Source organism: Ruegeria lacuscaerulensis, from assembly GCF_013033355.1.
Lineage (GTDB): Bacteria > Pseudomonadota > Alphaproteobacteria > Rhodobacterales > Rhodobacteraceae > Ruegeria > Ruegeria lacuscaerulensis_A.
The window spans coordinates 663,031-679,836 of the sequence record NZ_WQDY01000001.1; the positions used below are offsets into that span (position 1 = coordinate 663,031).

Here is a 16,806-nt window from a genome sequence, read left to right on the forward strand (position 1 = left end):
GAAATTTGCCGCGAAAATGGCCGAAACCGGGCGAAGCGGTGCCGTTTTAGCGGGCCAACTGCCGTTGCAGTTGCAGCAGTTCCGGGTGGTCGGGTACCCGGTCCAACCCTTGGCTTAGGACGTCCAGAGCCGCTTCAGTTCCGCTGTTGAGTTGGACCAGTTGCACCAGAATGGGCCATGCCTCAGCTCTCTGTGGATCCAGTTGTATCACCTCGCGAAAGGCGCGTTCGGCCGCTGGCGCGTTCCGAAAGGTCAAAGCCATCCCGCCCAGCACCATATGGGTTTCTGGAAAGTCCAGCCGATTGGCAATGGCATCCTGCCATTCTGCCATCACCTGACCAGCCTTTGACTGTTGCCCGGCGGTCAGGGCTTGTTGCGGAATGGTCAGAAGCTCTTTGGCGACAGCAATACGCACGTTCAACAACGGATCGGACAACAAAGGTTCCAGCCGCTCAATCTGATCGCGGAGCTCGGCGGAACGTTGCAGCACCACAGCGTTCGCACGGACCAAAGGATCTTGGTCAGACAGCAACCCTGCAGTCTGTGCAGCAACTTCGGCCGAGCCGTAGTTCTGCAATAGATATGCAGCTGTCGCCCTGACAATACCCGGTTGCGTCTGATCACCCGCAATACCCAACAGCGCCGATGGTCCTTCGGCCTGCCCCGTCACTGCAGCGTTGAATACAGTTCCATAATGGGGACCACGGTGAGACGATTCCGGAAACCAATCGGCTATTTGTGCGGCAGCCCAGGATTGGTTTTGATCCGTATGGCAATCGGTGCAGGCATCCTGACCCAGTGCCAGATCGGGACGCGGGACGCGAAAACTGTGATCGCGCCGGCCATCCACACCCATGTAAACCCGTTCAATCATGTGGCACGATTTGCACTGTGCCCCTGCGCTGCCATCGGGATGGCTATGATGCGCAGACGTATCGTATTCTGCGCGGGCAAGGGTCGGAAAGCGGTCATTCCCCGCAACCGAATGGCATTGCGTACAAAGCCCGTTTCCTTCGGCCTTAAGCGTCGCGCTATGTGGCTCGTGGCAATCCATGCAGCCGACCCCTTGCGCATACATCCGCGACTGCAGGAATGAACCATAGACGTAGACCTCGTCCAGAATTTGGCCATCCGGGTGGTAGAGCCCCGGCCGCAAAACCGCCAGGTTGTAGGCATCGTGATACGCCGTGCCCGGCAACGGGTTGCCATCCCCATGTGCCTCGCGGCGGGAATGGCAACCGGCACATTGCTGTATCTCGGCCTCAGTCTGCCCCGCGCCCCATTCCATCGTGAAGCCATATTCCGTCAGGTCGGGGCTGCCCCCCTGCCCGCTCGTCCAGTCAATATGCGCCGAGCCTGGCCCATGGCATGCTTCACATCCAACCCCGATTTCCGCCTGGGTAGACGCATATGAGCGCGTGCCTGCGTCATAGTTCTTGTCAAAGCCAGTGGCGTGACACTCGGCACAGCGCGCATTCCAGTTTTTATAGGGGCCGGTCCAATGCAACCCATCATCGGGCGGCAGGTCCTGATCCGGGTATAAGTGGAACCAACGGTTTTCTTCAGTGTCCCAAACGACATCAAAGCTTTGCAATTGCCCCGGTTGGGTTTCGAACAGATATTGTTGCAGGGGTTCGATACCGACTACCGAGTGTACCGTGTAATCGTTTGATACCCCGTCTTTCTCCGTGACCCTGGCGCGCAGTTCGCCGTCACCGGCGAAAAGGACAGACATCCCGTCATGGTCGAACTGTGTACCATTGAAATCCGCAACAACATGACCGTCCTCTACGTCTGTCCAGGCCAAGGCGTGATGAGATTGCGACCACGCCGCGGCCTCAGCTTCGTGACAATCTTTGCATTGATCGGAACCGACATAGACGGGCACCTGAGCTGCGGCGAAGGTCGGCAGCATCAGACCAAGGATAATCCAAAGAGCTTTCACGGTTGGTCCCCATCATCGCCAACTTGCAAATCCATGAGCGCGCCATTGTATTCCGCGCCCAATATCAGGATCGCCGCGCAGAGATACAAAAAGATCAGCGCAGCCATCGCTCCGGCCAGACCTGCATAGGTGGCACTGTAGGATGCGAATTGGCTGATGTAGATTGAAAAGCCCCATCCGCCCGCGGCCCAAAGCGCCAAAGTCAACAAGACCCCAGGCAGAATTTGTGACATGGAATGGCGCCGTGTGGGCAGGATCAAATGCGCCAACAAGACAGTTCCGGCTGGAACGGCTACGGTAAACGTCCAGCGCAGGCGGTCCATGGACAACCAATGCGATACGTTTACATCTGTCTTTTCCGAAACCAGTTTGGTGTAAACCGGCAAGATGACCTCGACTGCAGCGATGGCCAGAATTGTCGCCCCACCGATGATCACCAGACCTAGGCACAGCAACCGCGTTTTCCAGAATGGCCAACTGTCTTGATCATGATAAGCCTGATTCATAGCCGCCCTGACAGCAACCACCCCGTTCGAGGCAAAGAAGATGGCCAAAAGGCCGCCCAAAGTAATCACGCCCGACCCCGATTGCTCTAGCACTGCGCGAAGTTCGGATACGATGGGATCGGCTACATCCTTGGGCCATGCGCCAAAGATCAATTCGATCAGTTCTTCGGTGACATAACCTTGTGACAACGACCCGGCCAATGCCACTGTGAACAGAACAAATGGGAACAGTGCCAACATCAACGACATGGCGACATGGCTACTCATGACAAGGCCGTTTTTGCCACCGAACCGTCCAATGGCCAGCCACAAAGCCTGGATTGGGCGACTCAGCGAAGGAATCACTTGAGAAATCATGATCAAAGCCTAACCCGCCCAACGCGATCACAGAACCGTCAAAACCTCAAAATGGGCAAATTAACTTCCCCAAACATCTGGATGCATTGCATAATTTTCTGGTCTGTGCAGGATCAAGGTAATCCAACCTGCAACGTCACAGGCAGCTGAATGACCCTGGATCCAGAAAACTCCACGTCCTCGCCACGTTTAAAATTAGCGGTCGTGCGCGACGCGGCCATTGTGGCGACACTGACAGTGCTTGCGCTTTATGCGGGGGCGGCGTTTTTAATCCCGTTGACCATGGCCCTCTTGATCAACGTTCTGATCATAGCGCTTAGCGACCGTGTGATCGCCCTGACCCGCGCGCCTGTCTGGTTAGCCAATATTGCAGGCGTTACCGTGGTTTTGGCAGGGTTGTTCATGATCATGTATATTCTGGGCAGTCAGGCGACGCAGTTCGCACGCTCGATCAGCGACTACGAAAGCCAATTCGACGGAGCCGTCAATCGGATCACCGGACTTGTGGGCAACAATGTAACAACCTTCATACGCGACAATCTGATCAATATCGACATGACCTATGTCGCGCGCGTACTGCTGGGCAGCGCCACATCATTGCTGAACCAATTCTTCCTGATCAGCCTTTACGTCGCATTTTTGATGGCCGAAAGACTGGCCTTTCGCAAGAAAATCCGGCTTGCCGCCGGGAACCCAAAAACCGGTGCCGAGTTCGCTGCGGTGTTGGATGCGATCTCGTTCAGCCTGCAACGCTATGTGGGCGTGAAAACCTTCATCAGTCTAATTACGGCGGGGATCAGTTACTCAGTGTTCCGAGTTCTTGGCTTAGAATATTCCGAAACATGGGCCGTGTTGACATTTGCACTGAACTTCATCCCTTCAATCGGGTCGATTATTGCGGTGGTGTTTCCGGCCATGATTGCATTGGTTCAATTCGAAACCATCGGCCCTTTCCTGATCATCGTATTCGGTTGCGGGACGATTCAGTTCGCTATCGGCAACTTCCTTGACCCGGCGATGCTGGGCCGGTCACTTAATATGTCGACCTTCCTCGTGATCCTGGCTCTGACTTTCTGGACAACAGTTTGGGGCATGATAGGGGCGTTCCTGAGTGTGCCTTTAACGGTCTGCATCCTGATCGTATTCAGCCATATCCCCGCCTTGCGCCCAATCGCGGTTTTGATGTCGCTGGACGGTCGGATTTGGGATGATCAGGGCAACACAGAAACCTGAAGCGATGCAGCACCCTCTTTTCATTGGTGCCGAAATCTATCGGAAGTCCACCTACGGTGCGAAACATCCGCTAGCGATTCCCCGCGTTTCAACAGTTATTGATCTGTGTCGCGCGTTGGGCTGGCTGAAGGCTGAAAATTATCGCGTGAGCCCCTGCGCCAAACCAAAGGCGCTGCACGCGTTTCATACGCCTGAATACATCGATGCGCTGCAAAAGGCAGAGGCGTCGCAATTCGTATCAGACGAAACCCGACAAAAACACGGGCTGGGCACCCTGTCCAACCCGGTTTTCCCCGAAATGTATCGTCGACCAGCCACTGCTGCCGGTGGTTCGATGCTGGGTGCGGAACTAATCCGAGATGGCGGCATTGTTTTTAACCCTGCCGGCGGCACTCATCACGGTTTATCCGACCGAGCCAACGGGTTTTGCTACCTCAACGATCCTGTCTTGGCGATTCAGTCCCTCATTCGTTACGGATTGAGCCGGATAGTCTACGTCGATATCGACGCCCATCATTGCGACGGAGTCGAGGCTGCGTTCCACGGTTCTACTAAGGTCAGAATGATATCAATTCATGAAGAGCGCCGCTGGCCATTCAGTGGAACACTGGATGACACTGCGGGAGGAGCGGCTTTCAACCTGCCCGTCCCTCGGGGCCTGAATGACGACGAATTCTTTGCCATCCTGGAAGAGCTGATACTACCCGCCGCCGCTGCGTTTCGCCCTCAAGCCATCCTTCTTCAATGCGGTGCCGATGCTGTGGTCGAAGATCCCCTCTCGCGTTTGACCTTGTCCAATAATGCGCATTGGAGGGCAGTGTCGAGTTTGCAGAAATTGGCGCCGCGGTTCCTCGTTTTAGGTGGCGGCGGCTACAACCCGTGGTCAGTTGCCCGCCTATGGAGCGGCGTTTGGGCAACGCTAAATGGGTATGAAATACCGGACGCTCTGGATGCAAATGCGCAGATCATCCTCAAATCCCTGACATGGAGCCGCGGAGGGGGAAAACAGCCGCCCGTACACTGGGTAAAAACGCTTCGGGACAAGCCACACCTTGGACCAGTTCGTTCTGAATTGTCCGCTAGTCTGACTCGCATCAGGGCAAGAATTCCATAGTGGAACGAAACGTAGCGGGCTGCTAACCTGATGCTAGCACAGCGCAATTCCGAGCAACCGTTACTATCCCAATTGCATCCCTGCAGCATGAAGATTCAACTGGAATAAGCAATGAATGCACACAATCAAATAAATGATCTGAAATCTCGGATGGGGCAGTCTATTATCGGCCAGTCCGACGTGATCGACCGCCTGTTGATCGGACTTTTGGCGAACGGAAACTTGCTAATCGAAGGTTTGCCAGGCTTGGCGAAAACCCGAGCCGTCAAAGCAATGGCCCGTAATTTGGATGCCCAGTTCAGCCGAATTCAGTTTACTCCAGACCTTTTGCCGTCTGACGTCACTGGAACTGAAGTGTTTCAACAAACACCGGACGGCGGAACATTCCGCTTCGAGCCGGGCCCCATCTTTGCCAATATTGTTCTGGCGGACGAAATTAACCGGGCGCCGGCAAAGGTTCAGGCCGCGTTGCTTGAAGCCATGGAAGAGCGTCAGGTCACGGTATCGGGTACGACCCACACGATGGACCCGTTATTCATAGTGATGGCAACCCAGAACCCTATCGAGCAAGAAGGGACCTATCCCCTGCCCGAAGCGCAGATGGACCGCTTCCTGATGCACGTACAGATCACTTATCCACTCGTCGAAGACGAAGTCGAGGTCATTCGGCTTGTGCGCGGTGAAGACAACGCCACCGCTTCTTCATCCCGAACCGAAGCTCCTGCGCCGATCCCTCAAGACGCCGTGTTCACCGCAAGGGCGGAAATTGGACAAATACATGTGTCAGACGCAATGGACAGGTATATGGCCGATCTGGTGCAAGCGACACGAACACCAGACAAGTTCAGCGAGGACTTGGCCAACTGGATTGAGATAGGTGCAAGCCCGCGCGCTTCGCTGGCACTTGACAAATGCGGTCGTACGCACGCCTGGATGAACGGGCGCGACTATGTGGACCCTGCTGATATCCGGGCCATCGCGCATGACGTTTTCAGACACCGCATTACACTTAGTTTCGAAGCCGAAGGCGAGGCGAAAACGGCTGACGATGTTGTCGCAGAAATTCTTCGCCTTGTGGCCCTGCCCTAAGCTGGCGCCGTGGCCCGAAATGCCACATATCCCTCTGATCCCCGCATCCATGTGACTGCGCAGCACTTGCTGCAACTTGGTGGCAGGTCTACCGGGCTTAGCTTGCTGCCAAAACAACCAGCCCGTTCGATCCTGAACGGGCGGCATTCCTCGCGATTGCGCGGACGTGGTCTTAATTTCGAAGAACTGCGCAACTACCTGCCCGGCGACGATATTCGAACCATTGATTGGAAAGTCACAGCCAGAACAGGTGCCCCCCACGTCCGCGTTTACACTGAAGAGCGTGACCGCCCTGTCCTGTTGTTGGTTGATCAAAGGGTTTCGATGTTCTTCGGAACCAAGGAATTCATGAAATCTGTTGTGGCCGCAGAGGCAGCAGCAATCGCAGCGCATCGAGTATTGGCGCAGGGCGACCGCGTAGGAGGTATTGTGTTCGGTGACACTGGTCTAGCAGAACACCGCCCTCAAAGACGTGCGGCGGCGCTTATGCGATTTCTAACTTCTGTCGGAGCCATGAACTGCAATCTGAATGCAGATTTGCGGTTCGAAACGTCCGTTACGTTGAACGAAGTTTTGAAGCAGGCAGCGCGTATCGCTCATACCAATGCGCTTGTCTGCGTATTTTCTGATTTCGACGGTGTGGACCAGAACTCGGAAAGCCTGTTTCGCAGACTGTCACACGCAAACGACCTGATCCTGTTTAACATTTCTGATCCCAGCGCACATACAGTTCCGACCGAGGCAAGGCTGACCGTCTCGGACGGAGACCAGCAGATCGAAATCGATGGCTCGACCCCCGATCTGGCACAGCGAATCCGAGAGGCTATGGAAGATCGGCTGGCCCAGTTGTCCAAATGGTCCCTAAGATATGGGTTCCCCATCGTTCCGTTGACAACTGCTGAACCAGCGCTGGGACAACTTCTGAAACTGTTCGGTCATGGCGGAGGTCCGAGATGAGTGCCGACGTCGAAGGCAAGTCCCTTGTCGAACTGCTGGACATGCTGAAACCCGCGCCAGAGCCACAGGTGATCGCGATGACACCGCAAACCGTGGGGTGGTTAATTTTGGCGGTTTTACTAATCATTGCAGTTCTTTGCGCGGCGCTACTGATACGTCGGCGCCGCAAGTTGAATGCATACCGCCAATTGGCTCTAGCAAATATTGACGACGCTCAAGGCGATGTAGCCCAAATTGCCGACGTTTTGCGCCGAACGGCACTGGCGGTATATCCGCGCTCGCTGGTCGCAGGTCTCTATGGTCGAGAGTGGATTGATTTCCTGAACCGATCTTCGGCTGCGGTCTTTCCTGATGCCCTAGGACATGTTCTTACCGAAGCGCCCTACAAAGCGACGAGGAATGACCCAGAAGTCGCTGAAATTGCGAAAAAATGGATAAAAACACATCGTGTTGAAGGAGTGTCATGGTAATCTCCTTCGCTGCGCCTTGGGCCTTCCTTCTTTTACCGGTACCTGCGGTCGTTTATTGGTTCGCTCCGCCATATCGCGAAAAAGCGGCTTCGATCCGAATACCTTTTTTCCGCCGCGTGGCTAAAGCGAGTGGCATAGAGCCGCGGTCCGGTTCGTCGATACGCAATCGCGCCAGACTACCCAAGCTAACAATCATACTAATCTGGTTTCTTCTGGTACTGGCACTTGCGCGACCTGAAAGACTGGCTGACCCGATAATACTCGAAAAATCCGCGCGCGACGTTGTTCTGGCGCTCGATATTTCAGGATCAATGGATCAGCGAGACTTCACGTCAACCGACGGCACACCAAAACAACGGTTAGAGGCTGTGAAAGATGTCATGCGCACTTTCATATCCGAACGTGAAAGTGATCGAATGGCTTTGATAGTCTTCGGCACCAGAGCCTTCATACAAGCCCCATTTACGCAGGATACCAAAAGCTTAAACGGCTTTCTTGATCAGACCGCGGTTGGAATGGCAGGCCCCAACACCGCACTTGGTGACGCTATTGGCTTGGGCATTCGTACGTTCGAATCCAGCGACGTTGATCAGCGTATGATGATCGTCCTAAGCGACGGAGCCGACACATCCAGCAGGATGACCCCGATCAATGCAGCCGCCATTGCGGCCGAGAAAGGGGTTGCCGTGTACACGATTGGCGTCGGCGATCCGAGCGCGACCGGAGAAGACCGTGTCGATCTTCAGGCATTGCAGGATATCGCGGAACGCACGGGTGGCCAGTACTTTTTTGCAGATGATGGAGAAGCCCTGACCGACGTCTACCGGCAGATCGATGCGCAAAACCCAAAGATCGTAGAAACGCAAAGTTTCCGCCCAAGGGAAAACCTCGGTCAATACCCACTGTTGGCCGCGGTGATTGTGATACTTGCGATCTCAACCTATCTCAGCGTTTTTCAGCACCGCAGGTGGCCCCAATGATTGAGGCACTGGCGGAATTTCATTTTATTCGAGCGTATTGGCTGCTTTTTCTTATCCCAGTCCTCTTTCTTTGGGGAATAACCCGCCCCAAGAAATCACAGAAACAGGATTTCTCGGAAAGTATCGCCCCGCACCTTGCAGAAGCGTTGCGGGTTGGCGCTGCAGAAACCCGCGGAGTTTACCCAGCTGACATCGCGATGATAGCGAGCGCGTTTATTGTATTGGCTGCGGCAGGCCCGACCTGGTCTCGAATGGAAAACCCATTGATTGCTGATACCGCTCCTTTAGTAATTACGCTGAAGGTAACGGAAAGTATGGAGAATTCTGACTTAACGCCCTCCAGATTAGAGCGCGCAAAGTTCAAAATCACCGATCTCATCAACGCTCGCGCCGGTGCTCAGACCGCGCTCGTGGCTTATGCCGGGTCACCGCACCGCGTAGCCCCTTTGACTGAGGACGCCAATATCCTACGCCCCTTGCTTGAAGGTTTGGAACCGGCTGTCATGCCCAAAGACGGGGATTCAGCCACTGACGCTTTGGCAATTGGCGAAGACATACTGAAAGGCAACACAACGGCAGGAGCCATCCTTTTTGTCTTGGATGATATAGAGCCGTCGCAGCTGCAAAACATGAAAACAACCGAAGCCCAGCTTTTGTTTCTGACCATGCTTCCTGAGGGTGACACAATCGTTCAATTGGACAATCTTGAAAGTGCACAAGTTGTTCAATTCTCAAACGATGATCAAGACATCAGGCAATTACAAAGGTTTATCAAGTCTGCCTATTCCAACGCGCTGGACGACAACGACCTTGTGAAATGGCGCGATCAGGGGTGGATTTTTGCTTGGCCCGCGGCCTTGATGTGTTTGCTGTGGTTCAGGCGCGGTTGGGTAATACAATGGGTTTTGCTGGTTTGCTTTTTAGCTTCTCCGTCAGGTCCAGCCCAGGCCGAAGGTTGGCGAGATTGGTTCCTGACACCGGATCAACAGGGGCAAATCGCATTGAATAACAAAGAGTTTGCAAAGGCTGCTAACCTATTCGAAGACCCGTACCACCAAGGTTATGCACTGTTGAAAGCGGGAAAATACCCCGAGGCGATCACCGTTTTGACCCAGTTAAACACCCCAGAGGCCGCATTTGCAGAAGGCTTGGCAAGAATTCGAAACCGAGAATACCGGCCTGCAATTTCCGCGTTCGAAACTGCTCTGGAGAGGCGACCAGGCTGGCCTGAGGCACAACACAACCTTGAAGTTTCACAGGCTATTCTTGCTTATGTTGAAACCACCAGAGAGCAGTCCGACACCGGAGAAGAAGCAGGTATCGGAGCGGACGACACCGTTTTCGATAATGAGGATGGACGCGGCCAAGATACGACTGCCCAAGCGCCTGTAGACGGGTCTGCTCCGTTGCCAGCGGATCAATGGATCAGTGCGATTGACACTGACATGCAGGATTTCTTGCGCAACCGTTTCCTTCTGGACAATCAGGTTCAAGAACAATGAGATACTTGTTTCTTCTCATATGTTTGGTCGCTCCCTCAGTCGCGCTACCACAATCGGAAAGCTCCGGTGAACCACGCGTGTCTGTCGAAGTTCCAGAAGAAGGTGTTATCGTCGGCCAGCCCGCCCTGGTTCGTGTGAAAGTTCTTGTTCCAACCTTCATGCCGTCTCCACCGGTGTTTCCGTCCCTTGAACAAGAAAATCTACTGGTTCGTTTGCCTGAGCGCGCCTCGGGCCCAGTAAGCGAAACAGTTGATGGTAATACTTGGTCCGGGGTCCAGCGCAGTTATCGACTTTACCCTTTGACACCCGGCCAATTGGATTTTGGCGAGCAAGATGTCGAAGTCACTTTTGCGGATCCTGACACGAATAAGCCCGTGCAAAGCACCGTAACGCTTCCGAAAATCTCTTTGTCAGTCGAAGTGCCTGAGGGCGCACAAGGGTTGGACCCGCTGATCATCGCCAACGGCTTTGAACTAAACCAAGACATTGAAGGGCCTTCCGAACTACATGCGGGAGACGCCATTACGCGCAAGTTAACGGCAAATATTTATGGAACCAGCTCAATACTAATACCCCCGCTTTTGGTGGATACGGACGATCCGCTGCTGAAGGCTTACCCGAAAGACCCGCGGTTTTCGGAATCCGAGGACCGTGGGATCCTTTCGGGCCAGCGCGTTGACGAGGTGGTTTATCTTGCCCAAGCAGCAGGGAAAGCGACGCTGCCGCCTGTAACCTTGCGTTGGTACAACCTTGAATCCGACAGTGTTGAAACAGCCGAGGTACCAGCAATAGACCTGCAATTGACAGGGCCAGCCAAGCAACAATTTGACATACGGAACCTCCTGCAGGTCACTCCTTACGTTATATTTTTTACGTTAGTCTTGGCTGCCGTATTTCGTTTGATGGTTCCGTGGTATCGACGCAGGCGCAAGGTGCAAGCACAAATCTACAATGCGTCGCCGGAGTTCGCGTTAGCGCAACTAAGAACTGCGCTAAATGAACAGGACCTGTCAAAAGCCTATTCAGCATTGGATTTATGGAAGTCGCGCACGGTGGAAACGGTCGATACCAGTGTCATGGAACGCCACTTGGCTGCGATATCCGCAACAAGATACGCTGCGACGAAATCGGGTGCTGAGCCGGATTGGTCAGGTGCCATCGCGGCTATCGGCTCGTTGTCAAAGAGCACACAGCGTAAACCGACGGCACTTCCGCCGCTAAATCCTTGAGTTCAGGTTTGGCAATTTGCAAACAGGGCCGCCCTGTCTTTTATCAGGATGCGGCCGTAACCGATTTCAATTAAATCCAAATCCTCTAATCGGTGAAGGCTTCTGTGTAGCGTAGGACGAGAAACAGCCACCATCTCTGCCAATTCTTCCTGAGATACTATGATCCAGCCATCGGATTTGGACGTTCCCTCGTCCAGATGAAGCAAACGAAGAGCCACCCTTTTCTCGGCCCCGGTTACAAGAAGGTTGGCAATAACCCTCAAAGCAGTCCGCATATTGTAGTGGGTCAATGCATAGAAATCTCGGATGTAGTCCGGATGTTTCTGTACAAGGCTATTGATCCGCGCACTTGGAAAAAACAGTACTGTGGTCTCGCAAGTTGTCACGACACTCATCAATCTGAATGAGTTCGCGAACATTGCCAGATCACCAAACCAGAAACCAACGCCTTGGCGGTGAAAGACTAAGTCCTGTCCATCATCCGCAGGAACGGCCAACAAAACCCCACCATCCAACACTGCGTACAGCCCATTGACCGGATCACCGTGATGGTAAAGCGTTTCACCAGTTTCAAACGCCCGCACCATCCCGCAGCTCAATAAATCTTCCTGGAAACATTGCGAGCGCTCGGCAAACCAAGTGGCTTCCCGCAAGAGGTTCATATTATTAACTTTATCAAACATTAGTAATTTCCAATGTGATCATATGATAAATTTAAAGTCCACCTTTTACCATACAGTAAAAGAGTTCGATTCCTTCACGAGCTACTCTGCCAAAAGGTCGAGCAAATTTTCTAAAACGGTTCAATTTCCTTATGTTGAACCTTTTTTTTCAACAAGACTCTTTGGGTCTTTCTGACCCATATAGATCGGGAGAAAACCATGTCACCACCACGTTTGACGACCAAGAATTGGCGAATTGGGCTTCGCCGGATTGCTGTGGCGACTTTCGCCGTAGCCTTGGCGCTGCCAGCTTGGGCGCAGGACCAAAAGCCCAATATTCTGGTGATCTGGGGCGATGACATTGGCCAGTCCAACATCTCAGCCTACACCATGGGACTGATGGGGTATCAAACTCCGAATATTGACCGTGTAGCCAAGGAAGGCATGATCTTCACCGACTATTACGGCGAACAATCCTGTACGGCCGGCCGCTCGTCCTACATTATGGGTCAGTCGGTATTCCGGACTGGATTGTCAAAAGTTGGCTTGCCGGGTGCTGATCTGGGTATGCAGGTCGAAGACCCCACCATAGCCGGACTTTTGAAGGACCACGGCTATGTAACCGGGCAGTTCGGAAAAAACCACCTTGGTGATAAGGACGAACATCTTCCCACAAACCACGGTTTTGATGAATTTTTCGGAAACTTGTATCATTTGAACGCCGAAGAAGAACCGGAAAATGAAGACTACCCCGGTGATGCTGTTCTTGCTGACGGTCGCACGTTCCGCGAAGCCTACGGTCCCCGAGGCGTCATTAAGTCCAAAGCCGATGGAACAATCGAAGACACCGGCCCGCTAACTAAAAAGCGTATGGAGACGGTTGACGAAGAAACGGTCGCCGCGGCGATTGATTTCATCAAGCGCGCGAACGAACAGGGTCAACCCTTCTATGTTTGGTGGAATGGTACTCGCATGCACTTCCGAACCCATGTCAAAGACGAAATGCGCGCCCAGGCGAACGAGATCTTTGGCGGTGTGGCAGACGAGTACACTGCTGGTATGATCGAGCATGACATGCATGTCGGCCAATTGCTGGATTTACTGGATGAGCTTGGCATCGCCGACAACACGATCGTGCATTACTCGACCGACAACGGCCCGCACATGAACACGTGGCCAGACGCGGCCGCAACGCCATTCTGGGGTGAAAAGAACACCAACTGGGAAGGTGGCTGGCGCGTGCCGTCGATGGTGCGGTGGCCTGGCAAAATCGAAGCCGGTTCCGTCACAAACGAGATCGTGCATCATATGGATTGGTTGCCAACCTATCTGGCGGTCGCCGGTGACGCAGATATCAAAGAAAAGCTGAAAGCCGGATATAGCTCGGCTGCTATGGGCCGTGACTACAAAGTGCATCTGGATGGATACAACATCTTACCGTTGTTGACTGGTGAGGCGGCTGAAAGCCCACGTCGTGAAATCTTCTATTTCTCGGATGATGGCGACCTTACGGCACTGCGTTTTGATGATTGGAAGCTGATCTTCCTTGAGCAGAAAGCATGGGCAACCCTGCGCGCATGGATCGAACCGTGGACAGAGCTTCGTATCCCTCTGATCATCAACCTGCGTCGCGACCCATATGAACGCGCCTATCGGACTTCCAACACCTATTACGACTGGCTGCTGGATCGAGCGTACTTCTTGGTACCTGCCCAGCAATATGTCGGTAACTTCTTGGCAACATTCCAAGAGTTCCCTCCACGCCAGAAAGCTGCCAGCTTCAATCTGGATCAGGTGATGGAGAAATTGGCCACTCCGACAAACAACTAATGTCGACAGCAATACTTCAGGGGGCCGTTTCAACAACAACGGCCCCTTGCGATTTTCAGACATAAGGAATTGATCATGAAAGCCGTTCTTCTCTCTGGGCTTCTCTCGGTTTCAGCGGTTTTTGCTTATGCTGATCCGCTGCCCAGTTGGCAGGATGCCGACTCCAAGGCCCGCATTATCGATTTTGTACGCTCTGTCACTGACCCCCAGGGGATGGACTATGTAACACCGGCCGACCGAATTGCCGTTTTTGACAATGACGGCACCCTTTGGGCGGAACAGCCTGTCTATTTTCAGCTCATTTTTGCAATGGACCGTCTGTCAGAAATGGCTGAAGCAGATCCGACCATTCTGAGCAGCCCTGTTCTGGAAGCCGCCGCCAAACGCGATGTGCAAGCCATCGCGGAGGGTGGGCATGACGCGCTGATCGAAGTGATCAACGCGTCGCATTCTGGTACAAGCGTCGACGCATTCCAGGTGGCGGTCGAGGAATGGCTAAACACCGCACAACATCCTGAAACCGGCCTAAACTATGATGCGATGACCTATCAACCGATGGTGGAGCTTCTTCGCTACCTCAGAGATGAAGGATTTCGAACTTATATCGTGTCCGGAGGTGGGTTGCATTTCATGCGTGTCTTCGCCGAAGAAGCTTATGGCATTCCGCCGGAACAGGTGTTGGGTACCTATTCTGCTTCGACCTACGAAACGTTGGATGGCAAACCGGCTATCGTCAAATCGCCGGGCATCGCCTTCATCGACGACAAGGAAGGCAAGCCCATCAACATCGAACGCACTATCGGGCGGCGGCCGATCTTTGCCGCGGGCAACTCCGACGGAGATTTCGCAATGCTTGAATGGACAACTGCCGGAGACGGACCAAGGCTAGGAGTGTTGATCCATCATACAGACGCGGCGCGCGAATGGGCCTATGACCGTGAAAGTCCAATCGGGAAACTGGTGGACGGGTTGGACAAGGGGCCGGATATGGGTTGGGTGATCGTAGATATGGCCGAGGATTGGAAACGCGTCTACACTGGCTCTGACTAGATTGAGGAAGGGCCGCTAACACGATGTGGACACTACTTGTTTCTGTCGCCGTCTTTTGCCTTTACGTGACGGCGGCCATCTTTGCTTTACGCGCGGCCCAAACTGCAAGAACACCTCAAGGGGCCGTCGGTTGGGTGGTTTTCCTGATCTCGGCCCCTGTTTTTGGTGTCCCGCTGTATTTGTTTCTGGGCCATCACCGGTTTCGGGGCTACCGCATCGCGCGCAAGCAAAGCGAAAGCGTGGTCGAGGGGATCAAGACCTTCGCTGATTTTTCCAAACCCGACCCCAAAACAATGAACATAAACCCAAAGCCGTTCGAGGCTTTGGCCCATCTGCCTGTGTCGCGCGGCAATGGTGCGCAGTTGCTGGTCGACGGACAGGCCACATTCGATGCGATCTTCGAGGCCATTGACGCAGCGCGCAGCTACGTTCTTATACAGTTCTATATCGTTCGCGACGACGCTTTGGGGCAGCGTTTGCAAGCCAAGTTGATCGCTGCAGCGGAAAGAGGCGTCAGTGTTCGCTTTATGACGGACTCGGTTGGCAGCTACAGTTTGCCGACAGCCTATTTGGACAAGTTGCGCGATGCAGGTGTCGAAATCGCCAACCCGCGTGATCGCCGCGGCCCCCAGCATCGGTTTCAGCTGAACTATCGCAATCACCGAAAGACAGTGATTATTGATGGTGAGATCGGGTTCATCGGCGGCCACAACGTCGGTGTCGAGTATTTGGGCCAGGACAAGCATTTTGGCCATTGGCGGGACACGCATATCCGGATGACCGGTCACATTGTCCGCCAGCTGCAACTGATTTTCACGGAAGACTGGCACTGGGCGCATGAAGAAGACTTGATTGACGAACTGGTCTGGGCAGGGCCGGAGTCCGATCAAGACATGAACGCCCTTCTTGTGGCAACCGGCCCAGGCGACGAAACCGAGACCGGAGCCATGATGTTTTTTGCCGCCATCGCCGAGGCCAAAACACGCCTGTGGATCGCCTCGCCATACTTCGTTCCAGATATCGATGTGATGACGGCCCTTCAACATGCTGCCCTGCGCGGCGTCGATGTGCGCATTCTGGTCCCCGAAGTCATTGACCACCGCCTTCCATGGCTGGCTGCCTTTGCTTATTTCGACGAAATCCGGGACTGCGGTGCTCGTGTTTTTCGCTACACGGACGGGTTTATGCATCAAAAGGTATTCGTGGTGGACGACACTCTTGCTGCCGTGGGCACGACAAATCTGGACAACCGTTCATTCCGGCTGAATTTCGAAGCGATGGCCCTGTTTTTTGACAGCCGGGCCGCCGAGGCCGTCGCCGAAATGCTTAATAACGATTTTGACAACAGTTATGAGCTTGAACGGAACCTGCCCGACCAGCGCGCTTATATCCGGTTCGGATCGCCCCTGGCGCGCCTGTTTGCGCCGATCCTTTAACCCATAAGCTCTTCTTTGAAGACCTGCGTCATCACGGCCACCATGAAGGCTGTGGACAGACCAAAGGCCAACAAACCTGTCACCGACGCGAAAGCACCGAAGATACGCAGGGGTTCGCCCAAGACGATGTCGCCATACCCAAGCGTCGTGAACGTCACCAACGAGAAATACAGCGCTGTGTTCCAGTCGGGCAGAATATCCCCCAGGATCCAGACCACCGCCCATAGCCAGACCTGAAACGTATGGATCGCGACGATAAACACCAATGCCACACATAACGGAGCAGCAATGGTGAAAAACCTTTTGCTGTTCTCCAGTCGCAACGCAAAGATGCGGATTACCTGCGTGCACCACGTCAGCAGAATGATTTCCAAAACGAAGCAAATCCCAAGATAGATGCTGCCCCATACGATCTGTTCAAGTAAGGTCATGTGTCCGTATCTCGT

General features: G+C 53.9%; 15 protein-coding genes. 11 read left to right on the forward strand and 4 right to left on the reverse strand.

Features of this window, described 5'->3' with window-relative positions; all coding sequences use genetic code 11:
• Positions 1-46: 46 nt before the first annotated feature.
• Together GOW48_RS03250 and GOW48_RS03255 are read right to left on the reverse strand one after the other, a co-directional pair.
• Positions 47-1,945: a cytochrome c3 family protein gene (locus GOW48_RS03250; RefSeq protein WP_331251800.1), complete on the reverse strand. Its 1,899-nt coding sequence runs from the start codon at positions 1,943-1,945 to the stop codon at positions 47-49.
• Positions 1,942-2,808 (reverse strand): YihY/virulence factor BrkB family protein, encoded by an 867-nt coding sequence (locus tag GOW48_RS03255; RefSeq protein ID WP_170751316.1) that lies wholly within the window; start codon positions 2,806-2,808, stop codon positions 1,942-1,944. The genes GOW48_RS03250 and GOW48_RS03255 overlap by 4 nt, the downstream gene beginning before the upstream one ends.
• Before the next feature lie 150 nt (positions 2,809-2,958).
• On the opposite strand from GOW48_RS03255, the gene GOW48_RS03260 reads away from it, so the two are divergent.
• The 8 genes from GOW48_RS03260 to GOW48_RS03295 all read left to right on the forward strand — a co-directional run bounded on the left by GOW48_RS03260 (position 2,959) and on the right by GOW48_RS03295 (position 11,382).
• The gene (locus GOW48_RS03260; protein WP_170751318.1) at positions 2,959-4,041 is read left to right on the forward strand and encodes an AI-2E family transporter; all 1,083 of its coding nucleotides are present in this window, start codon (positions 2,959-2,961) and stop codon (positions 4,039-4,041) included.
• Positions 4,016-5,155 (forward strand): acetoin utilization protein AcuC, encoded by a 1,140-nt coding sequence (locus GOW48_RS03265; protein WP_234899460.1) that lies wholly within the window; start codon positions 4,016-4,018, stop codon positions 5,153-5,155. Before GOW48_RS03260 ends, GOW48_RS03265 begins: the two co-directional genes overlap by 26 nt.
• Before the next feature lie 111 nt (positions 5,156-5,266).
• On the forward strand, positions 5,267-6,244 hold the full coding sequence (locus tag GOW48_RS03270; RefSeq protein WP_170751321.1) for an AAA family ATPase: 978 nt from the start codon (positions 5,267-5,269) through the stop codon (positions 6,242-6,244).
• Positions 6,245-6,253: 9 nt separating this feature from the next.
• The gene (locus tag GOW48_RS03275; protein WP_170751323.1) at positions 6,254-7,201 is read left to right on the forward strand and encodes a DUF58 domain-containing protein; all 948 of its coding nucleotides are present in this window, start codon (positions 6,254-6,256) and stop codon (positions 7,199-7,201) included.
• Positions 7,198-7,671 (forward strand): DUF4381 domain-containing protein, encoded by a 474-nt coding sequence (locus GOW48_RS03280; RefSeq protein ID WP_170751326.1) that lies wholly within the window; start codon positions 7,198-7,200, stop codon positions 7,669-7,671. Before GOW48_RS03275 ends, GOW48_RS03280 begins: the two co-directional genes overlap by 4 nt.
• Positions 7,665-8,651: a vWA domain-containing protein gene (locus tag GOW48_RS03285; protein WP_170751328.1), complete on the forward strand. Its 987-nt coding sequence runs from the start codon at positions 7,665-7,667 to the stop codon at positions 8,649-8,651. The genes GOW48_RS03280 and GOW48_RS03285 overlap by 7 nt, the downstream gene beginning before the upstream one ends.
• Positions 8,648-10,153 carry a VWA domain-containing protein gene (locus GOW48_RS03290; protein WP_170751330.1) on the forward strand — a complete coding sequence of 502 codons (1,506 nt, stop codon included), beginning with the start codon at positions 8,648-8,650 and terminating at the stop codon, positions 10,151-10,153. Before GOW48_RS03285 ends, GOW48_RS03290 begins: the two co-directional genes overlap by 4 nt.
• A gap of 77 nt (positions 10,154-10,230) precedes the next feature.
• Positions 10,231-11,382, forward strand: a complete 1,152-nt coding sequence (locus tag GOW48_RS03295) for a hypothetical protein (protein WP_331251799.1) — start codon at positions 10,231-10,233, stop codon at positions 11,380-11,382.
• Between the two features lie 2 nt (positions 11,383-11,384).
• Here the strand turns inward: GOW48_RS03295 and GOW48_RS03300 are convergent, their stop codons facing one another.
• Positions 11,385-12,065 carry a Crp/Fnr family transcriptional regulator gene (locus tag GOW48_RS03300; protein ID WP_170751334.1) on the reverse strand — a complete coding sequence of 227 codons (681 nt, stop codon included), beginning with the start codon at positions 12,063-12,065 and terminating at the stop codon, positions 11,385-11,387.
• A 198-nt stretch (positions 12,066-12,263) separates the two neighbouring features.
• Between GOW48_RS03300 and GOW48_RS03305 the strand changes: the two genes are divergently transcribed.
• From GOW48_RS03305 to cls, 3 genes are all read left to right on the forward strand, one after another.
• Positions 12,264-13,874 carry an arylsulfatase gene (locus GOW48_RS03305; protein ID WP_174821779.1) on the forward strand — a complete coding sequence of 537 codons (1,611 nt, stop codon included), beginning with the start codon at positions 12,264-12,266 and terminating at the stop codon, positions 13,872-13,874.
• Positions 13,875-13,949: 75 nt separating this feature from the next.
• Complete coding sequence (locus GOW48_RS03310; RefSeq protein ID WP_170751336.1) at positions 13,950-14,924, forward strand: HAD family hydrolase; 975 nt, start codon at positions 13,950-13,952, stop codon at positions 14,922-14,924.
• Between the two features lie 23 nt (positions 14,925-14,947).
• Positions 14,948-16,360, forward strand: a complete 1,413-nt coding sequence (cls, locus tag GOW48_RS03315) for a cardiolipin synthase (RefSeq protein ID WP_170751338.1) — start codon at positions 14,948-14,950, stop codon at positions 16,358-16,360.
• On the opposite strand, the gene GOW48_RS03320 is transcribed toward cls, so the two are convergent.
• Positions 16,357-16,791 carry an ion channel gene (locus GOW48_RS03320; protein ID WP_170354256.1) on the reverse strand — a complete coding sequence of 145 codons (435 nt, stop codon included), beginning with the start codon at positions 16,789-16,791 and terminating at the stop codon, positions 16,357-16,359. The genes cls and GOW48_RS03320 overlap by 4 nt on opposite strands.
• Between the last annotated feature and the right edge of the window lie 15 nt (positions 16,792-16,806).